The sequence below is a fragment of the Novosphingobium sp. FG90 genome (assembly GCF_057808725.1).
Window position 1 is genome coordinate 1 of the sequence record NZ_JBMDIO010000005.1, and the last position, 14,698, is coordinate 14,698.

A 14,698-nucleotide genomic window follows, 5' to 3' on the forward strand; every position below is an offset into this window, starting at 1 on the left:
GCCCCCGCCCGCACGGCTTGATCGATACCAGCTGCTCGCGCCCGCGCACCGCCAGTTGGCCGAGGCCGACCTTGCGCGTCTTGCGCAGCGCCTCGCGCAGCACGGTATAGGCTTCTTCCGCCAGATCGTCGGCGGGGACGACGAAGTAGGGCTTCTCGTAATAGAGCACGTCGATCTCGTCGGCATCGACGAACTGGACGAGTTCCAGCGTCTTGCGGCTCTCTATCTTCACCGCTTCGATTTCCTCCTCATCGAGCAGGACGTAGCTGCCCTTTGAGACCTCGAAGCCCTTGATGATCTCGTCGCGGTCCACCGGGCCGACGCCGGGCGCGACCTTTTCGTAGCGGATGCGTTTGCCGCTCGGCTCATGGATCTGGTGGAAGGAGATCGCCGCCCCCGATCGCGTCGCCGGGTAGACCTCGATCGGGATCGAGACGAGCGCCAGACGAATCTGGCCTTTCCAGTATGCGCGTGCAGGCATGGCGGATTCCTTCCTCGATGGGACAAGCCGAAGCGGGGCAGACGGTTCCCGGTGGCCGCAAGCACGATGAGGGCAAAGATAATAATGGATCGATCACATTACACCGCAAGCGCCCGGGCCGATACGTTCAGCGATCATGTCCTTGGCCACCTGGTCGCCCGAGGCGCCGCCCGTCGTCGAAGCCTGACCGGCTCGGTATCATGCTGGGCGCTGTCGACAATCGCCTTGCCATCCGACTGCTGACAGGAGAGGCGGCATTAACCGTCACCGCAAGACTGGATGCAGCTGAGCCGCGCATCGTATGGTGCAGACTTTCGAGCACTCATCAGCACGGCGAGCAAGCCGACGCCCGACGCTGCCGCTCCAGCGATCGCAACAAACGGCAGACTGAAGCCCGCAGCAATTACACCTCCTCCCAGCGCGGCGCCGATCGCATTGCCGAGATTGAAGGCGCCGATGTTCATCGAGGAAGCCAGGTTCGGTGCATCGGCGGCCGCACTCATCACGCGGACTTGCAGCGGCGGCACCAGTGCGAAGCTGGCAATGCCCCACAGGAAGATGAGCACGGCAGTCGGCCCCGCATACGGCATGGCATAGGCAAAAGCGACCAGTACCGCCGTCAAAGCAGCCAGCGTCACGATGAGAGTCGCATCGACCGATCGGTCCGCAAAGCGCCCGCCGAGCCAGTTGCCGATGGTCAGGCCCACGCCGTAGACCACCAGCATTGCCGTCACGAAACCGATCGAGCCATGGGTCTGCTCGCGCAGGATCGGGGTGATGTAGGTGAACACGGTGAACATCGCGCTCGCGCCGACCACCGTCAGGCCCAGCGCCGCCAGCACCGGCCCTCGCATCAGCACCCGCAGTTCGGATCGTGCATCGCCGTCCGTCGGCGCGGGCATGTCCGGCAAGGTCAGGCGCAACGCCGCGATGGTCAGCAGACCGAGCACGGAAATGCCCCAGAATGCCGAGCGCCAGCCCATGACTTCGCCCGCCCAGGTCGCCAGCGGCACGCCGACGACATTGGCGATCGTCAGTCCCATGAACATGGCGGCCACCGCGCCGGCCTGCCGCCGGGGCGGGACCAGGCTGGCAGCGACGATCGATCCTACGCCGAAGAAAGCGCCGTGGTTGAGCGACGTGACGATCCGCGCGAACAGCAACATCCCGTAACTGCCGGAAAGCGCTGCCATCAGATTGCCCGCAGTAAAGATCGCGGCCAGCGCAATCAGCAAGGTGCGGCGCGGCAATCGCCCGGTGGTCAGCGTCATCAGCGGCGCGCCCAGCATCACGCCGATCGCATAAGCGCTGATCAGCAGACCGGCCGAAGGGATCGAGACACCAAGGTCGGCGGCGATGACGGGCAGCAGGCCCATCGGTGCGAATTCGGTGACGCCGATGCCGAAGGCCCCTGCCGCCAGCGCAAGGAGTGGTGGATTGATCTTCATGATGCCCCTCCCGTCAGACGAGCGGCGGGTTCAGGCGGGCGAAGCCGTCCTGTTGGTGATAGGGTGCATGGGGATAGGCGGGCATCCGGGCCGTCCCCGGTCGGCAGACCAAGCTTGGTGGAGATCAGCACTGCGTCGCGCCGTCCCTTGATCGCCGCGCCCAGCACTTCTTCCGACGCGCCGCCCGAATAGACATCGGCGGTGTCGAACAGGGTTATGCCGGCTTCGAGGCAGATATCGACCAGACGGCGCGCTTCCTGCGCGTCGCTATTGCCCCAGGCCCCGAACAGGGGACCGGAACCGCCGAACGTGCCGGTGCCCAAGCTCAGCGCCGGTACCCGCAGGCCCGATGCGCCCAGTTGCCGATATTCCATCGTGATCCCTTTTCATTCCGTGATGCACGCATAAATGGAATGACCAACGGCCCACGTTTAGGGGGCCAAGAGGCGAAAGATCTTTGCATTGGACGAAAAGATACCCTTCCATGCCGATCGGGCACGGGCGCTGGAAACCTTCGCGGCGGTGATCTCCGAAGGCAGTTTCTCGGCGGCGGGCCGGTTGCTGGGCCTGACGCCCTCGGCGGTCAGCCGCGCGGTGGACCGGATCGAGGATCGGCTGGGAGTTCGCCTGCTGCTGCGCTCCACCCGCGCCCTGACGCTGACGGCCGAGGGACAGGCCTATCTCGGCAGTGCCCGGCGCATCCTCGCCGATCTTGACGAAGCCGAACAGTCGATCGCCGATCGCGGCGCCCCGCGCGGGCGACTGCGGGTAAGCGCGGCGCATTCCCACGGCAGGCTGTGCATCGTGCCGCTGCTCGGCGAGTTTGCGCAGCTTTATCCGCATATCATCGTCGATATCAGCCTCAGCGACCGGCTGGTCGACATCGCCGCAGGACAGGCAGATGTGGCGATCCGCTTTGGCCCCCTGGCCGACAGTCCGCTGACCGCCCGCAAGCTGGGCGAAAACGGCCGGGTCATCGTCGCTTCGCCGGCTTATCTGCACCGCCACGGCACCCCGGCGACCCCGGAGGATCTGCATGGCCATAATTGCCTCAACTTCAATTTCCGCCGGGCCGAACCCGTCTGGCCGTTCCGCAAGGATGGACGGGACTATGCGCTTAGCGTTCGCGGCACGATCGAGGCCAACAATGGTGAGACGCTTGGCCAGCTCGCGGCCGACGGTGTCGGCATTACCCGGGTGGGTCGGTTCAGTGTCGAGCCCGAGCTGGCATCAGGCCAGTTGGTAGCGATACTCGAGGATTATAATCCGGGCGACATCGAGACAATCCATGCCGTCTTTCTGGGCGGAACAAACGTGCCGGCCCGGGTCCGGGTCTTCGTCGACTTCCTTGCGAAGCACCTGATCCAGCATGATCGGGTATTGCAGCATTCGGGCGGCTGACTGACCTTGCATCGAAGGCGTTGAAGAGGCCTTGTACCACATTCTCGCCTTCGCTGTACCAGCAGCGGCATTGTTTGGAAGCAGGCGCGGCAGTTGGCCGCCGAACTCGATCTGGCAGCCAGCCGGAAAGCCCTGCGTATTGAAATATATTTCCACAAAATTGCAGAGGTCATCGAACCGTCACGGCTTTGACCACGAAAGGTCACGAGTGCTTTCTAGTTGGCCCCCAACATAAAAAGTCACTTCGGGGCACATCTCATATGCGTATCACCAAGCGGGCTCTGGCGTCATCGACGTCAGCCATCCTTTTCGCGACCCTCGCCATCCCTGCATCCGCGCAGTCCGCCGCGCCCGATGCCGATGCGGGCGTCAACGGCGAGGACATCGTCGTCACCGGCAGCTACGCCCGCAGCCTGCGCGCCGCGACGGAGGCTAAGCGCACCGCTTCGTATCAGGTGGACTCGATCAATTCGACCGACATCGGCAAGTTCCCCACCCAGAACGTCGCCGAAGCGCTGCAGCTGGTCACCGGCGTCGCCATCACCCGTCCGCGCGGTGAAGGTCTGAACGTCAGCGTCCGCGGCCTTGGCCCGCAGTTCCAGAACACCCTGCTGAACGGCAGCCCGGTGGCGGTGAACGAAGTGATCGAAAACGGCGGCGCCGCCGGTCGCCAGTTCCGCTTCGAGATGCTCCCGGCCGAGTTCACCTCCAGCATCGACGTGGTCAAGACGCCTACCGGCGACATGACCGAGGGCGCGCTGGGCGGCAACATCAACGTCAAGACCTTCGAGCCGTTCGACGTCGGCACCAAGACCACGCTCAACCTGCGCGGCACGTATACCGAGCAGACCGGCAAGGTTAAGCCCAACGCCACGCTCATCACCAGCTGGGTCAACAAGGACGACACCTTCGGCATCCTCGTCGGCGCCCAGTACTGGGCCAAGGACGTGCGCAACGACCGCTGGTACAACGCCGGCTGGTACAAGGACCGCTTCGCCTCGCAACTGGGCCAGACCGGCCTCTACCTGCCCACCCGCACTCGCGCCACAGTCGAGACCGAGAAGCGTGAGCGTCTTTCGGGCATGCTGTCGATGCAGTGGCGCCCGAACCCGGAGATGACGACGACGCTGAACCTGCTCGCCACCCGCCTCGACGTGGCTTACGACGAATTCGGCCTCGACATCTATCCCGACGACACCAGCGTCGCCGGTCACCGCCCGACCATCGTGCCGGGCAGCACCGTGATCGACGGCGATACCGTGGTGAAGGCGACGATCAACGACGTGCGCTTCATGGCCTCGCGCGAGTACAGCCTCAACCGCCACGACCTGTTCAACGTCGGCCTGCGCCAGACCTGGGACCATGACGCCTGGCATGTCGCAGGCACGGTGAACTGGTCCTACGCGCACAGCTATCACCCCAGCTATGATGTGGGCACCGTGCGCAGCCGCGCGATGTTCTTCGCGCCGCTGACCTACGATGCGACGCGCGGTTACAAGGAAGTGCCGGACTTCAACACCACCGTCGATCCGACCAACCCGGCCAATTACCAGCTCTACCAGTTCAACATCGCGCCCAAGAACAGCAAGGACTGGAACTTCTACGCCCGCGGCGACGTGGCCCACGATTTCGACGGCTTCCTCTCCAAGATCGCGGTCGGCGGCGAGTACCAGTTCCGCAAGCGCGACTATTCGCGCCGCGACTTCATCGTGAACCCCGCCTCGGGCACGCCGCTGTCGAGCCTGGGTTCGGGCGCCTACGAGCAACTGCCGTTCGACGATTACCTCAGCGGCCTTGGCGGCAACATTCCGCGCAACTTCCTGGTGCCGGTGACCAGCGCCTATCTGGATGCGTTCTTCACGCCTGCCGTCGAGAATTCGGCGCTGACCCCGGCCGACCTTGCCGCATCGTTCAAGACCACCGAGAAGATCCTGAGCGCCTATATCCGCGCCGATTACGACTTCTCGCTGGGTTCGGTGCCGGTCACGGGTAACCTGGGCCTGCGCTATGTCCACACCGACCAGGTTGCCAGCGGCAACCTGCGCACCGGCAACACAATCACCCCGGTCAGCTATCCCAAGACGTTCAACAACGTCCTGCCCAGTTTCAACCTGCGCGCGGAACTGACCCCGTCGTTCATCGGCCGCCTCAGCGCCAGCCGAGTGCTAACTCGTCCGAACGTGACGGACAGCGCCCCGCGCATCACCATCTCGACCGACGCGCCGACCGCCAGCGGCGGCAACCCGGACCTCGTGCCGTTCCTCGCCACGCAGTTCGACGGCTCGCTGGAATGGTACTTCAACAAGTCCGGCTCGCTCACCGGCGCGGTGTTCTACAAGGCGATGGATGACTACATCACCCAGCAGAACGTGCCAATCGACATTCCGGGGCGCGGCACGGTGCAGCTGAGCACGCAGGTCAACGGCGGCAGCGCCAAGGTCTACGGGTTCGAGGCCGCCTACCAGCAGGTCTTCACCTTCCTGCCGCAGCCGTTCGACGGTCTGGGCTTCCAGGCGTCATACACCCGCACCTCGGTCAAGGCGGACTACACCGCCGGTTCGCGCGTCATCAAGAACGAGATGATCGGCCTGTCGAAGAACAGCTTCAACGTGGTCGGCTTCTTTGAAAAGGGTCCGGTTTCGACCCGCCTGTCCTACGTCTGGCGCGACCGTTACCTGTCGGGCACCGGCAGCACCACGCAGGCTCCGACCTACACCGCCTCGTTCGGATCGCTCGACGGCTCGCTGGCCTATCGCCTCACCAGCAACGTGACGCTCAGCCTGGAGGCGATCAACATCGCCAAGGCCCGCCAGTACACCTACAACGACCTGCCGATCCGCTACGGCGACATCAACGACTACGGCCGCACGATCCTGTTCGGCGCGCGGGCGGAGTTCTGATGCACGGCGTCAGGGCAAGGAGCACCGCGATCCTGCTTGCGGCGCTGGCATTCGGGGGGGCTTCGGTCTCCCCGGCGTCGGCGCGCGATGGCAATGGGTTGCGCATGAACGACATTCAGGTCGTCGGTTCACACAACAGCTACAAGGCGCGCATCCCTGCCGCCATCATGGAAGACCTGCGCCGCCGCGACCCTAAGATGGCGGAGGCGCTGGACTACTACCACCTGCCTCTGGCCGCGCAGCTCGATGCGGGCGTGCGCCAGCTGGAGATCGACATATTCGCCGATCCCCAAGGCGGCCGCTTCGCCAATCCCAAAGGCGAGGCGCTGCTGTCCGATGCGGACCGCGCCCATGCGCGCGCCGGCGGCTTCGATGCGGCCGCGATGGGCAAGCCGGGCTTCAAGGTCCAGCACATTCCCGACGTCGATTATCATGTCGTCTGCGCGACCCTGATCGGCTGCCTGCGCGAGGTCGATGCATGGTCACGGGCGCATCCCGGCCATCTGCCGATCATGATTACCCTCAATGCGGCCGATACGCCCAACACCCACGGCCTCACCCAGCCGCTCCCGCTCGACGACGCGGTGCTGCTGGATGCTCTGGACGGGGAAATCCGCAAGGCGCTCCCCGGCAAGCGCCTCATCACCCCGGACGAAGTGCGCGGCAAGGCCGCCACGCTGGCCGAGGCGGTGAAGACAACGGGCTGGCCGACGCTGGACGCGACGCGCGGGCGCATCTACATCCTTCTCGATGTCCGCAGCGCGGTATCGGACGCCTATCGTGCCGGTCATTCTTCGCTGCGCGGTCGGGCGATGTTCGGCTGGTATCCCGATGGTGAGCCGGAGAGCGCGATCCAGATCGTGCAGGACCCCATCGTCGATGGCGCCAGGATCCGTGAATGGGTCAAGTCCGGCGTGATCGTGCGCACCCGGACCGACGCCAACACCGTCGAGGCCCGCGCGCACGATTTCGCCAAGACGAAGGCGGCGATCGAAAGCGGCGCGCAGGCGGTGAGCACGGACTACTACCCCGGCGCGCCGGACCCGCTGGGCCTGCACTTTACCGTGACCCTGCCGAACCGCGCGATGGCGGGCTGCAACCCGGTGCGCATAGCCGGTCCCTGCACCGTGAAGCCCTGAGATGACGATACGCGCCCGCGCGGAGAAAGCATCCCTGTCCGATGCCGGGCGCGGCCGCCTTGCCGCTTCGAATTGAACTAATCAAAGAGCATAGTTCAATCCTATGAGCACGCTATGCGTGTGGAACGCGCCCTCGATGGCATTGGCGGTGGTCGTCTGCAGGAACACGTCGGAGACGTTGAGATAGCGATAGCGCAGCGTCGCATCGAGCCGGTCGGACAAGGCATAGCGCGCGCCGACCACGGCCTGCCAGGCGAAGCGCACCTTGTTCTCGTAGGCGAAGGTGCTGCTCTCGTCCGCCTCCAGCTTCCAGCGGTACTGGTTGATCCGCGCCACGCCGATGCCGCCGCCTGCTTCCAGCGACCAGCGCGAGCCGGTGGCGATGTCGGCCAGACCGTTGAGCAGGATCGACTGGATGCGGGTGGTGCCGGAAGGATCATCGTAAGTTCCCGTAATACGCGAAACCGGATCGACCGCGATGCGCGTGGAGCCCAGCGTCACCCGGTCGAGATCGAACTGCTGGCGCGCCAGTTCGAGTTCGGTGCGCAGGAAGCCGAAGTCATAGCCCAGCCTCCCGGCGAGTTCCCATCCGGTCTTGTACGAGGTCTTCAGGCCACCACGATCCACACCGAGCGCAGGGTTCACGCGGGCGCGGATGTCGAAGCTGCCGCCGTTGATCTTCGTGCCGCCCGCCGCCGCGCCGATGTAGAAGCCGCCCGCTCCGGAGCCTTCACTCCACCCGGTATCGCGCCGCTCAATCGGGCCGGTGGAGACCGTGAGGTTCAGGCTGAACGTGCGCGGCGCGCCTGCCGAAAGCGAGACGCCGCCCGAACCCGGCACCCAGTACTGCTCGTTGGTAATGTTCTGGACATTGCCCGAAACCGTCACCGAGCGGCCCTCGATCGGCAGTTCGTAGGAGATGCCCGCATCGCCGATGGTGACCGGCTTGTAGATGAAGGTGTTCGTCACCTGCCCATAGGCCTTGCCCGAATAGCGCACGCCGCCGAACGCCGAGAAGCCGGGCAGGAACGCGGGCGAATACTCGACGAAGCCCGATGTCTGGAACGCAGTGGCGCCCGGCACCTTCTTGCCCACCAGCGCCGCGCTCGATGCCTTGGTCTGCACCGCGTCGAGATAGGCGGCGCCGAACTTCAGCAGCACTTCGGGGGTCGCCTGCCAGTGCGCGTCGAACTCGATGCCCTGGAAGCGCCGCTCGCCGTCGCGCACCCAGTAGCTTTCGGCGTTGAGGAACTCGGACGGGACCTTGGTGCGGAACGCCGCCAGCGTCGCGCCCCAGGTGCCGCGATCGACCTTGACGCCCGCTTCGTACTGCGTGCTCTTGATCGGGCCGAAGCTCTGGCCATAGTTCAGCGCGTTGGCCGGGGCCTGCGTGCCGCGCTGCAGGGCCTGCACGTAGGAGACATAGGCCCTCACGCCGTGTGCCACGTCGTAACTTAGCGCCGCGACGGGCGTGAAGCTGTTCTCGCTGTAGTTCGTGTCCGCCAGCACCGGCTCGTAATTGCGCTCGGTATAGAAGGTATAGCGGCCGCCCAGCATCAGTTCCGCATTGCCCAGCTTCAGCGTATCGCTGAGGAACAGGCCACGCTGGCGGATTTCCTGATAGCGGAACCAGTCGGGCGGGCGCTGGAACTGGCGACCCGTCACCACCTGCCCGTTGCTGTCGGTGTAGGACGCAAAGGCCCAGTCGGGCACATTGTTGGCGTAGATGTTGCCGGTCAGGTTGAAGTCGTAGGACACCGTCGGCACGCGGTTGGTCGTGTAGGGGTTGTAGTCGTAATCGTAATCGACGTCGAGATAATCGAACCCGGCGACCACGGCATGCTCGATCGCGCCGGTATGGAACGTTCCGTCGATCGACAACTGCCCCACATGGTACGTGAACTTGCGGTTCATCCCCAGCACGCCGATCCGATAGTCGCCCGCGTTGTTGATGATCTGCGCGGTATTGCCGGTGAACCGCTCGTCCAGCGCCGAATAGCGCAGCGCGGCGGAGATCTTCCAGTCAGGCGCGATCTGGTAGTTCAGGCGGCCGGTCACCTGGTTGATGTCGTTGAACTTGTGCGTGGATTTCGAGGCGAGGTTGAAATCCGCCCCGCTGATCGTCGCCAGCGAGGTAACGCCGGTGGTGAAGCTGACGGTGTTGGACTGCCCCGCCTGCCACGTGCGTTGATAGTACCCGTCGACGCTCCACGTCAGGTCGGGCGTGATCTCGCCCTGCAGCCACAACTGCGCGAACGTATTCTTGTTGTAGGCGCCGTTGTAGAGCGTACCCTGCTCCTCCACTGCGTTAAGGCGGAAGGCGGTGGAGCCCGTCTCGGTCAGCGGCCCGCCGATGTCCACGTGCGCGCGCCAGATGCTTGAACTGCGCAGGGAGAACCCGGCGGTGGCGACCAGTTCGTCGGTCGGCTTCTTCGAGATGAAGTTCACCACGCCCGAGGGCGAAGCATAGCCGTAGACGAAGCCGCCCGCGCCCTTCAGCACCTGGATCTGATCGACCGCCTCGATCGGGTGGTCCTGGAACCAGTAGGGGAAGGCCAGCCCATCATACTTGTAGCCGTTGGTGAGGTCGACCGCCTGCCCGCGAATGCTGAAGGTATTGCCCGAAGCCAGCCCCGAATTGTTGGAGCGCACCGAAGGATCGTAATTGAACGCGGCGTCGATCGTGGTCGCGGCGATACCGTTGATCTGGTCGGTATCGGCGGCGGAGACCGAGAACGGCGTCTCCAGAATGGTGCGCGTGCCAAGCGGCCCGGCCTCCACCACCGACCCACGCGAGCGCGTCCCTTCGACGAGGATTTCCGCCGCCGCATCGCTGCTGTCCGCGCCTTCCGCCTCGTCTGCCGCGAAGGCTGGTGCCGCCCCTGTGCCTACCGCCATCGCCAGCGCGAAGCCCAGCGCGTGCCGACTGCTGGCCGATCCCCAGGCATTGCCCGTATGGCGTGCCGATTTTCGCATTGTTCACCCCTGTCTATTCATCGGGCGCACCGCTTGAAGCCCCGCAGCGGGAGCTTCCGGGAGCGGCAAATCCGGCCCGACCTGTCGATTTTCGAAAAAGGATATCCCCGAGGTCAGGGTGCATCCGGCGCGCACGCCATGGCAGCGTGCAGGGCCTTTTCAGCGTGTCTCACCAGCACGGCATTTATATCGGCGTTTGATGTCAAATAGTCGCCGAGGCCTGACCTGATGAGCGATGGGTATGGGCCGCCCGGCGATGAGACAAATTGGAAGTCGAACCGCTCGCTTGAGAATTGATCATACTGCCGCCGTCCGTTTAGCGACGCGAATAACGCTATGGGAAACGCTCGTTATTCGCCGCGGAATGTGTCGATTAGGCTTTGTCCATCGTCACAGCAGAAACGGGAATATCCTCATGAGCCAGCGGCAGCTTCATCTCGGCGCCATACTTACCGGCGTAGGCAACGACCAGTACAACTGGCGCCATCCCGACGTGCCGGGCGATGCCAGCGTCGATATCGACTGGTACATCACCAACGCGAAACTCGCCGAGGACGCCAAGTTCGACCTGGTGTTCATCGTCGATTCCCCGTTCATCACGCCAGACACCTCGCCGCACTTCCTCAACCGGCTGGAGCCGCTGACGCTGCTTTCCGCCGTCGCCGGGCACACCTCGCGCATCGGCCTCGTCGGCACGCTGACGACGAGTTACTGGGAGCCCTACAACGTCGCGCGCCAGTTCGGTTCGCTCGACCATATCAGCCGGGGCCGCGCGGGCTGGAACGTGGTGACCACCGGCCTCGAAGGCGCCGCGCGCAACTACGGCCGCGAGGAGCACTTCGACCACGCCGTGCGCTACGAACGGGCGCAGGAATTCGTCGAGGTCGTGCAGGGCCTATGGGACAGCTACGAAGACGACGCCTTCCCTCGCGACAAGCAATCGGGCCTGTTCCTGCACAAGGACAAACAGCACCGCCTCGACCACAAAGGCCGCCATTTCGCGGTGGCCGGGCCGCTGGCCCTCACCCGCTCGCGGCAGGGTCAGCCGGTGATCTTCCAGGCGGGCGACAGCGACGAGGGCCGCAACCTCGGCGCCCACATCGCCGAAGCCACTTTCGCCGCCTCGCCGGACTTCGCCTCGGGCCAGCAATACTACGCCGACCTCAAGGCCCGCGCCGCCGCACTCGGCCGCGACCCGGACGCGATCAAGGTGCTCCCCGGCCTGTTCCCGCTGATCGCCGAGACGGACGAGGAAGCCCGCCGCATCGAGCGCGAGCGTGCGGAGAACCTCGATATCGCCAAGCTGCTCGTCCAGCTCGGCCGCGCGTTCAACTACCACGACTTCAGCCAGTACGATCTGGACGCGCCTTTCCCCGATCTCACCGGCGTCACGCTCAACAGCTACAAGGGCGCGGCCGAGCGGATCATCCGCACCGCGCGCGAGGAGAAGCTGACCTTGCGGCAGGCCGCCCAGCGCGGCCAGAACCCCGGCGGCAAGGGCTTCGTCGGCTCGCCCGAGACGATCGCCGACGAGATCGAGCGCTGGTTCACGGGCCGCGCGGCGGACGGCTTCAACGTCGTCGTCGGCGCCCCGGACGAGTTCGCCCTCTTCCGCGAGCGCGTCGTGCCTATCCTCCAGAGCCGGGGCCTGTTCCGCACCGAATACGCGCATGACACCCTGCGCGGCCACCTCGGCCTGCCGGTGCCGGAGCATCGCCATGCCGCGCCGTCGCTGGCGGTGGCGGTGGCCGCAGAGTGACGGCACGCACCTGACAAGCGCATCCATGCCGGGTCCTCATCCCGTGAACGCACCCCTCAATGCCCTGCGCGCGTTCGAGGCGGTCGCGCGCAATCGCAGCTTCCTGCTGGCCGCGCGCGAACTCGGGGTGACGCCCTCCGCCGTCGGCCAGCTCGTCGCGCGGCTGGAGAAGGACTTCGGACTGGACCTTTTCGCAAGGCCGCGCACCGGCCCCGGCGGGCTGTCTCTTACCCCGCCGGCGGCCGATGCGCTGCCGCATCTTCAGGCCGCATTCGCCAGCCTGTCGCTGGCGGTGCGGCACATGCAAGGCGGCAGCGTGCCGGTCAGAAGTCGACCGTCGCCGAAAGCCACAGGCGGCGGCCCTCCTGATTGATCGAGTAGGCGGGCGTGTAGACCGTCGCCGCGCCGCTCTGGTACGGCACGTACACCGCATAGTCGGTGTCGAGCACGTTGTAGACGGTCGCGGCAAGGCGGAAGGCCGGGGCGATCTGGTACGAGCCGCCAAGGTGGAACACCTCGTAGCTGCGGAAGTCGCCCACCGCCACCTGCTGCGCATTGGCGCCGCGATAGCGGCTGGAGCGCACCTCGGCCCGCGCCCAGACGCTTGCAACATCGCTGACCTTCCAGCGCAAGTTGCCGTTCACCATGTGCTTGGGCATGCCGATCAGCGGAAGGCCCTTTTCCGACCCGCTGAGCTGCTCGGTCTCGGTATAAGTGTAGTTCAGCGCCAGGGTAAGCGCGGGGGTGAAGGCGAAGCGCGTCGCCACTTCGGCCCCGCGCGTGCGGGCTTTGTCGATGTTGATCGACTGGCCGAACAGGTCCACCGCCGGGAAGTTGCCCACGTCCAGACAGCCCGGACGGTTGGGATTGCCCGCGAAGGAACAGTTCGGGATGCCGGGACCGCTGGCGATCTTGTCGTCGAAGTCGTTGTTGAACAGCGTGACGTTGCCGCTGAAGAAGCCCTTGTTGTCGAAGTAGATGCCCGCCTCGTAGGTGGTGCTCGTTTCCGGCGTCAGGCCCGGCGTGCCGATCAGCGGGACGCGGCCCTGGCTGCCGAAGCCGATGATGCCGCTGGCGATCTGTTCCACGCGCGGGGTCTTGAAGCCGCGGCTGACACCGCCCTTGAGGGTCAGCGCATCGGTCACGTTCCACACCGCATAGGCGCGCGGCGACCACTTGTTGCCGAACGTCGAGTGATCGTCGTAGCGCATGCCGCCGGTGACGTTGAAGCCGTCGAACACGGTCAGCGTGGCCTCGGCAAAACCGGCCCACTGGGTGAACTTGAACGGCTCGGGCGCGACGCCGTCGATCATCCGGGCCTTCCAGTACTGGCCGCCGACGGTGAACGCCAGCGGTCCCGCCTTGCCGGCGAAGCGGCTGTCGATGATGTCGTTGCGTGCTTCCAGCGAACGGGCGCTGCCGGGCACCGCGCCGGGGGTGCCGTTGGGGATCAGACGGCCGATGGTCTCGGTGTCGTTGCGGGTCAGGGTGGTGTCGAGCTGGCCGAAATCACCCATCCGCCAGCTATGCGCGAGCACGTAGTTGGTGCGGTTGAACTTCTGCTCGGGCGAATAGCCGCCCGAACCCAGTGTGCCGAGCCGGCCTTCGGTATTGTCGTAAGTCTGCTCGTTCCGGTCGAATTCGACCCACAGGTCATGATCGGCATGGGGCGTGATGCTCAGGCGCCCGCCATAAGTATAGACGTCCGAGCGGACCGGGTTGCGCCCCAGCGTCAGCGCCGGATCGCCGGGGATCTCGATGCTCGATCCCTCGCGGTGGAACACGCTGCCGCGCAGCGTCAGGCCGACGAGGTCCTTCACCACCGGCCCCTGCGCGAAGCCGTTGATCGACTGGATGTTGCCGAAACGCTCGTCCCCCTGGATCGTGCTTTCGGCGGTGGCGGTGCCGACCCAGCGGCTGCCGACCTTGCGGGTGATGATGTTGACGACGCCGCCCATCGCGTCCGACCCGTAAAGCGTCGACATCGGCCCGCGCACCACCTCGATCCGGTCGATGGCGGAGTAAGGCGGCATGAAGCTGGTCGAAGTCTCGCCGAAGCCGTTGGGGGTGACGCCGCCCGGCGCGTTCTGGCGGCGGCCGTCGATCAGCACCAGCGTGTAGTCGCTGGGCATGCCGCGAATGGAGATGTTGAGGCCGCCGGTCTTGCCCGCCTCGCCGCCGACGTCGATGCCGGGCACGTCCTGCAGAGCCTCCGCCAGACTGCCGAAGCGCTTGTCCTGCAGATCGGCGCGGTCGATCACGGTGATGCTTGCGGGCGCCTCGATGATATCCTGTGCATAGCCCGCCGCCGTGACCACGATCGGCGATCCGGTTTCGGCATCCGCCGCGTCGTCAGCGCGGGCAGTCTGCGCCCCGAGACACGCAAGCAGGACAAGGCCGCTCCCGGCAAGCTGACGGGAACGATTACTGGCGATGCGAGAGACGATGGACACGGCTGAACCCCCTGTTGGTAATGCGACGTACTCGCATTAGCGGGGCCGGTTGATAAATTTGGCCGGGGTGTCAATCGGGAGGCGCTCAAGGCAATGGTCGGGAAATAAAATATGACCGAATGGAAATGCCATGTGAAATTA

9 protein-coding genes and 1 pseudogene are annotated in these 14,698 nt (G+C 65.3%); 5 read left to right on the top strand and 5 right to left on the bottom strand.

Going from position 1 to position 14,698, the window contains the following annotated elements:
- The 3 genes and pseudogenes from ku to ACODRZ_RS06175 all read right to left on the bottom strand — a co-directional run.
- A partial coding sequence (gene ku, locus ACODRZ_RS06165) for a non-homologous end joining protein Ku (RefSeq protein ID WP_488971286.1) occupies positions 1–481 on the bottom strand: 481 nt, incomplete at its 3' end.
- A 257-nt stretch (positions 482–738) separates the two neighbouring features.
- Complete coding sequence (locus ACODRZ_RS06170; RefSeq protein ID WP_488971285.1) at positions 739–1,929, bottom strand: MFS transporter; 1,191 nt, start codon at positions 1,927–1,929, stop codon at positions 739–741.
- A gap of 86 nt (positions 1,930–2,015) precedes the next feature.
- Positions 2,016–2,303 (bottom strand): annotated as a pseudogene (locus ACODRZ_RS06175) (aldo/keto reductase); the annotation flags it as partial.
- Positions 2,304–2,391: 88 nt separating this feature from the next.
- Between ACODRZ_RS06175 and ACODRZ_RS06180 the strand changes: the two are divergent.
- From ACODRZ_RS06180 to ACODRZ_RS06190, 3 genes are all read left to right on the top strand, one after another.
- Positions 2,392–3,330 (top strand): LysR family transcriptional regulator, encoded by a 939-nt coding sequence (locus ACODRZ_RS06180; protein WP_488971284.1) that lies wholly within the window; start codon positions 2,392–2,394, stop codon positions 3,328–3,330.
- A gap of 260 nt (positions 3,331–3,590) precedes the next feature.
- Positions 3,591–6,230 carry a TonB-dependent receptor gene (locus tag ACODRZ_RS06185; RefSeq protein ID WP_488971283.1) on the top strand — a complete coding sequence of 880 codons (2,640 nt, stop codon included), beginning with the start codon at positions 3,591–3,593 and terminating at the stop codon, positions 6,228–6,230.
- Complete coding sequence (locus tag ACODRZ_RS06190) at positions 6,230–7,369, top strand: Ca2+-dependent phosphoinositide-specific phospholipase C (RefSeq protein ID WP_488971282.1); 1,140 nt, start codon at positions 6,230–6,232, stop codon at positions 7,367–7,369. Before ACODRZ_RS06185 ends, ACODRZ_RS06190 begins: the two co-directional genes overlap by 1 nt.
- A gap of 81 nt (positions 7,370–7,450) precedes the next feature.
- Here ACODRZ_RS06190 and ACODRZ_RS06195 read toward each other — a convergent pair whose 3' ends face one another.
- The gene (locus tag ACODRZ_RS06195) at positions 7,451–10,345 is read right to left on the bottom strand and encodes a TonB-dependent siderophore receptor (protein ID WP_488971281.1); all 2,895 of its coding nucleotides are present in this window, start codon (positions 10,343–10,345) and stop codon (positions 7,451–7,453) included.
- A gap of 415 nt (positions 10,346–10,760) precedes the next feature.
- Here ACODRZ_RS06195 and ACODRZ_RS06200 point away from each other — a divergent pair, with 415 nt between their 5' ends.
- Entirely contained in the window at positions 10,761–12,104 is a 1,344-nt protein-coding gene (locus tag ACODRZ_RS06200; protein ID WP_488971280.1) for an LLM class flavin-dependent oxidoreductase, read from the top strand.
- A 43-nt stretch (positions 12,105–12,147) separates the two neighbouring features.
- On the top strand, positions 12,148–12,477 hold the full coding sequence (locus ACODRZ_RS06205; protein WP_488971279.1) for a LysR family transcriptional regulator: 330 nt from the start codon (positions 12,148–12,150) through the stop codon (positions 12,475–12,477).
- On the opposite strand, the gene ACODRZ_RS06210 is transcribed toward ACODRZ_RS06205, so the two are convergent.
- Positions 12,428–14,557, bottom strand: coding sequence for a TonB-dependent receptor domain-containing protein (locus ACODRZ_RS06210; RefSeq protein ID WP_488971278.1), 2,130 nt, complete (start codon positions 14,555–14,557; stop codon positions 12,428–12,430). The genes ACODRZ_RS06205 and ACODRZ_RS06210 overlap by 50 nt on opposite strands.
- Positions 14,558–14,698: the final 141 nt, after the last annotated feature.

Excerpts from the sequence above, each read along its gene's own strand:
- ACODRZ_RS06170 (WP_488971285.1), bottom strand. The coding sequence starts at position 1,929 with ATGAAGATCAATCCACCACTCCTTGCGCTGGCGGCAGGGGCCTTCGGC.
- ACODRZ_RS06185 (WP_488971283.1), top strand. The coding sequence starts at position 3,591 with ATGCGTATCACCAAGCGGGCTCTGGCGTCATCGACGTCAGCCATCCTT.
- ACODRZ_RS06190 (WP_488971282.1), top strand. The coding sequence starts at position 6,230 with ATGCACGGCGTCAGGGCAAGGAGCACCGCGATCCTGCTTGCGGCGCTG.
- ACODRZ_RS06195 (WP_488971281.1), bottom strand. The coding sequence starts at position 10,345 with ATGCGAAAATCGGCACGCCATACGGGCAATGCCTGGGGATCGGCCAGC.
- ACODRZ_RS06200 (WP_488971280.1), top strand. The coding sequence starts at position 10,761 with ATGAGCCAGCGGCAGCTTCATCTCGGCGCCATACTTACCGGCGTAGGC.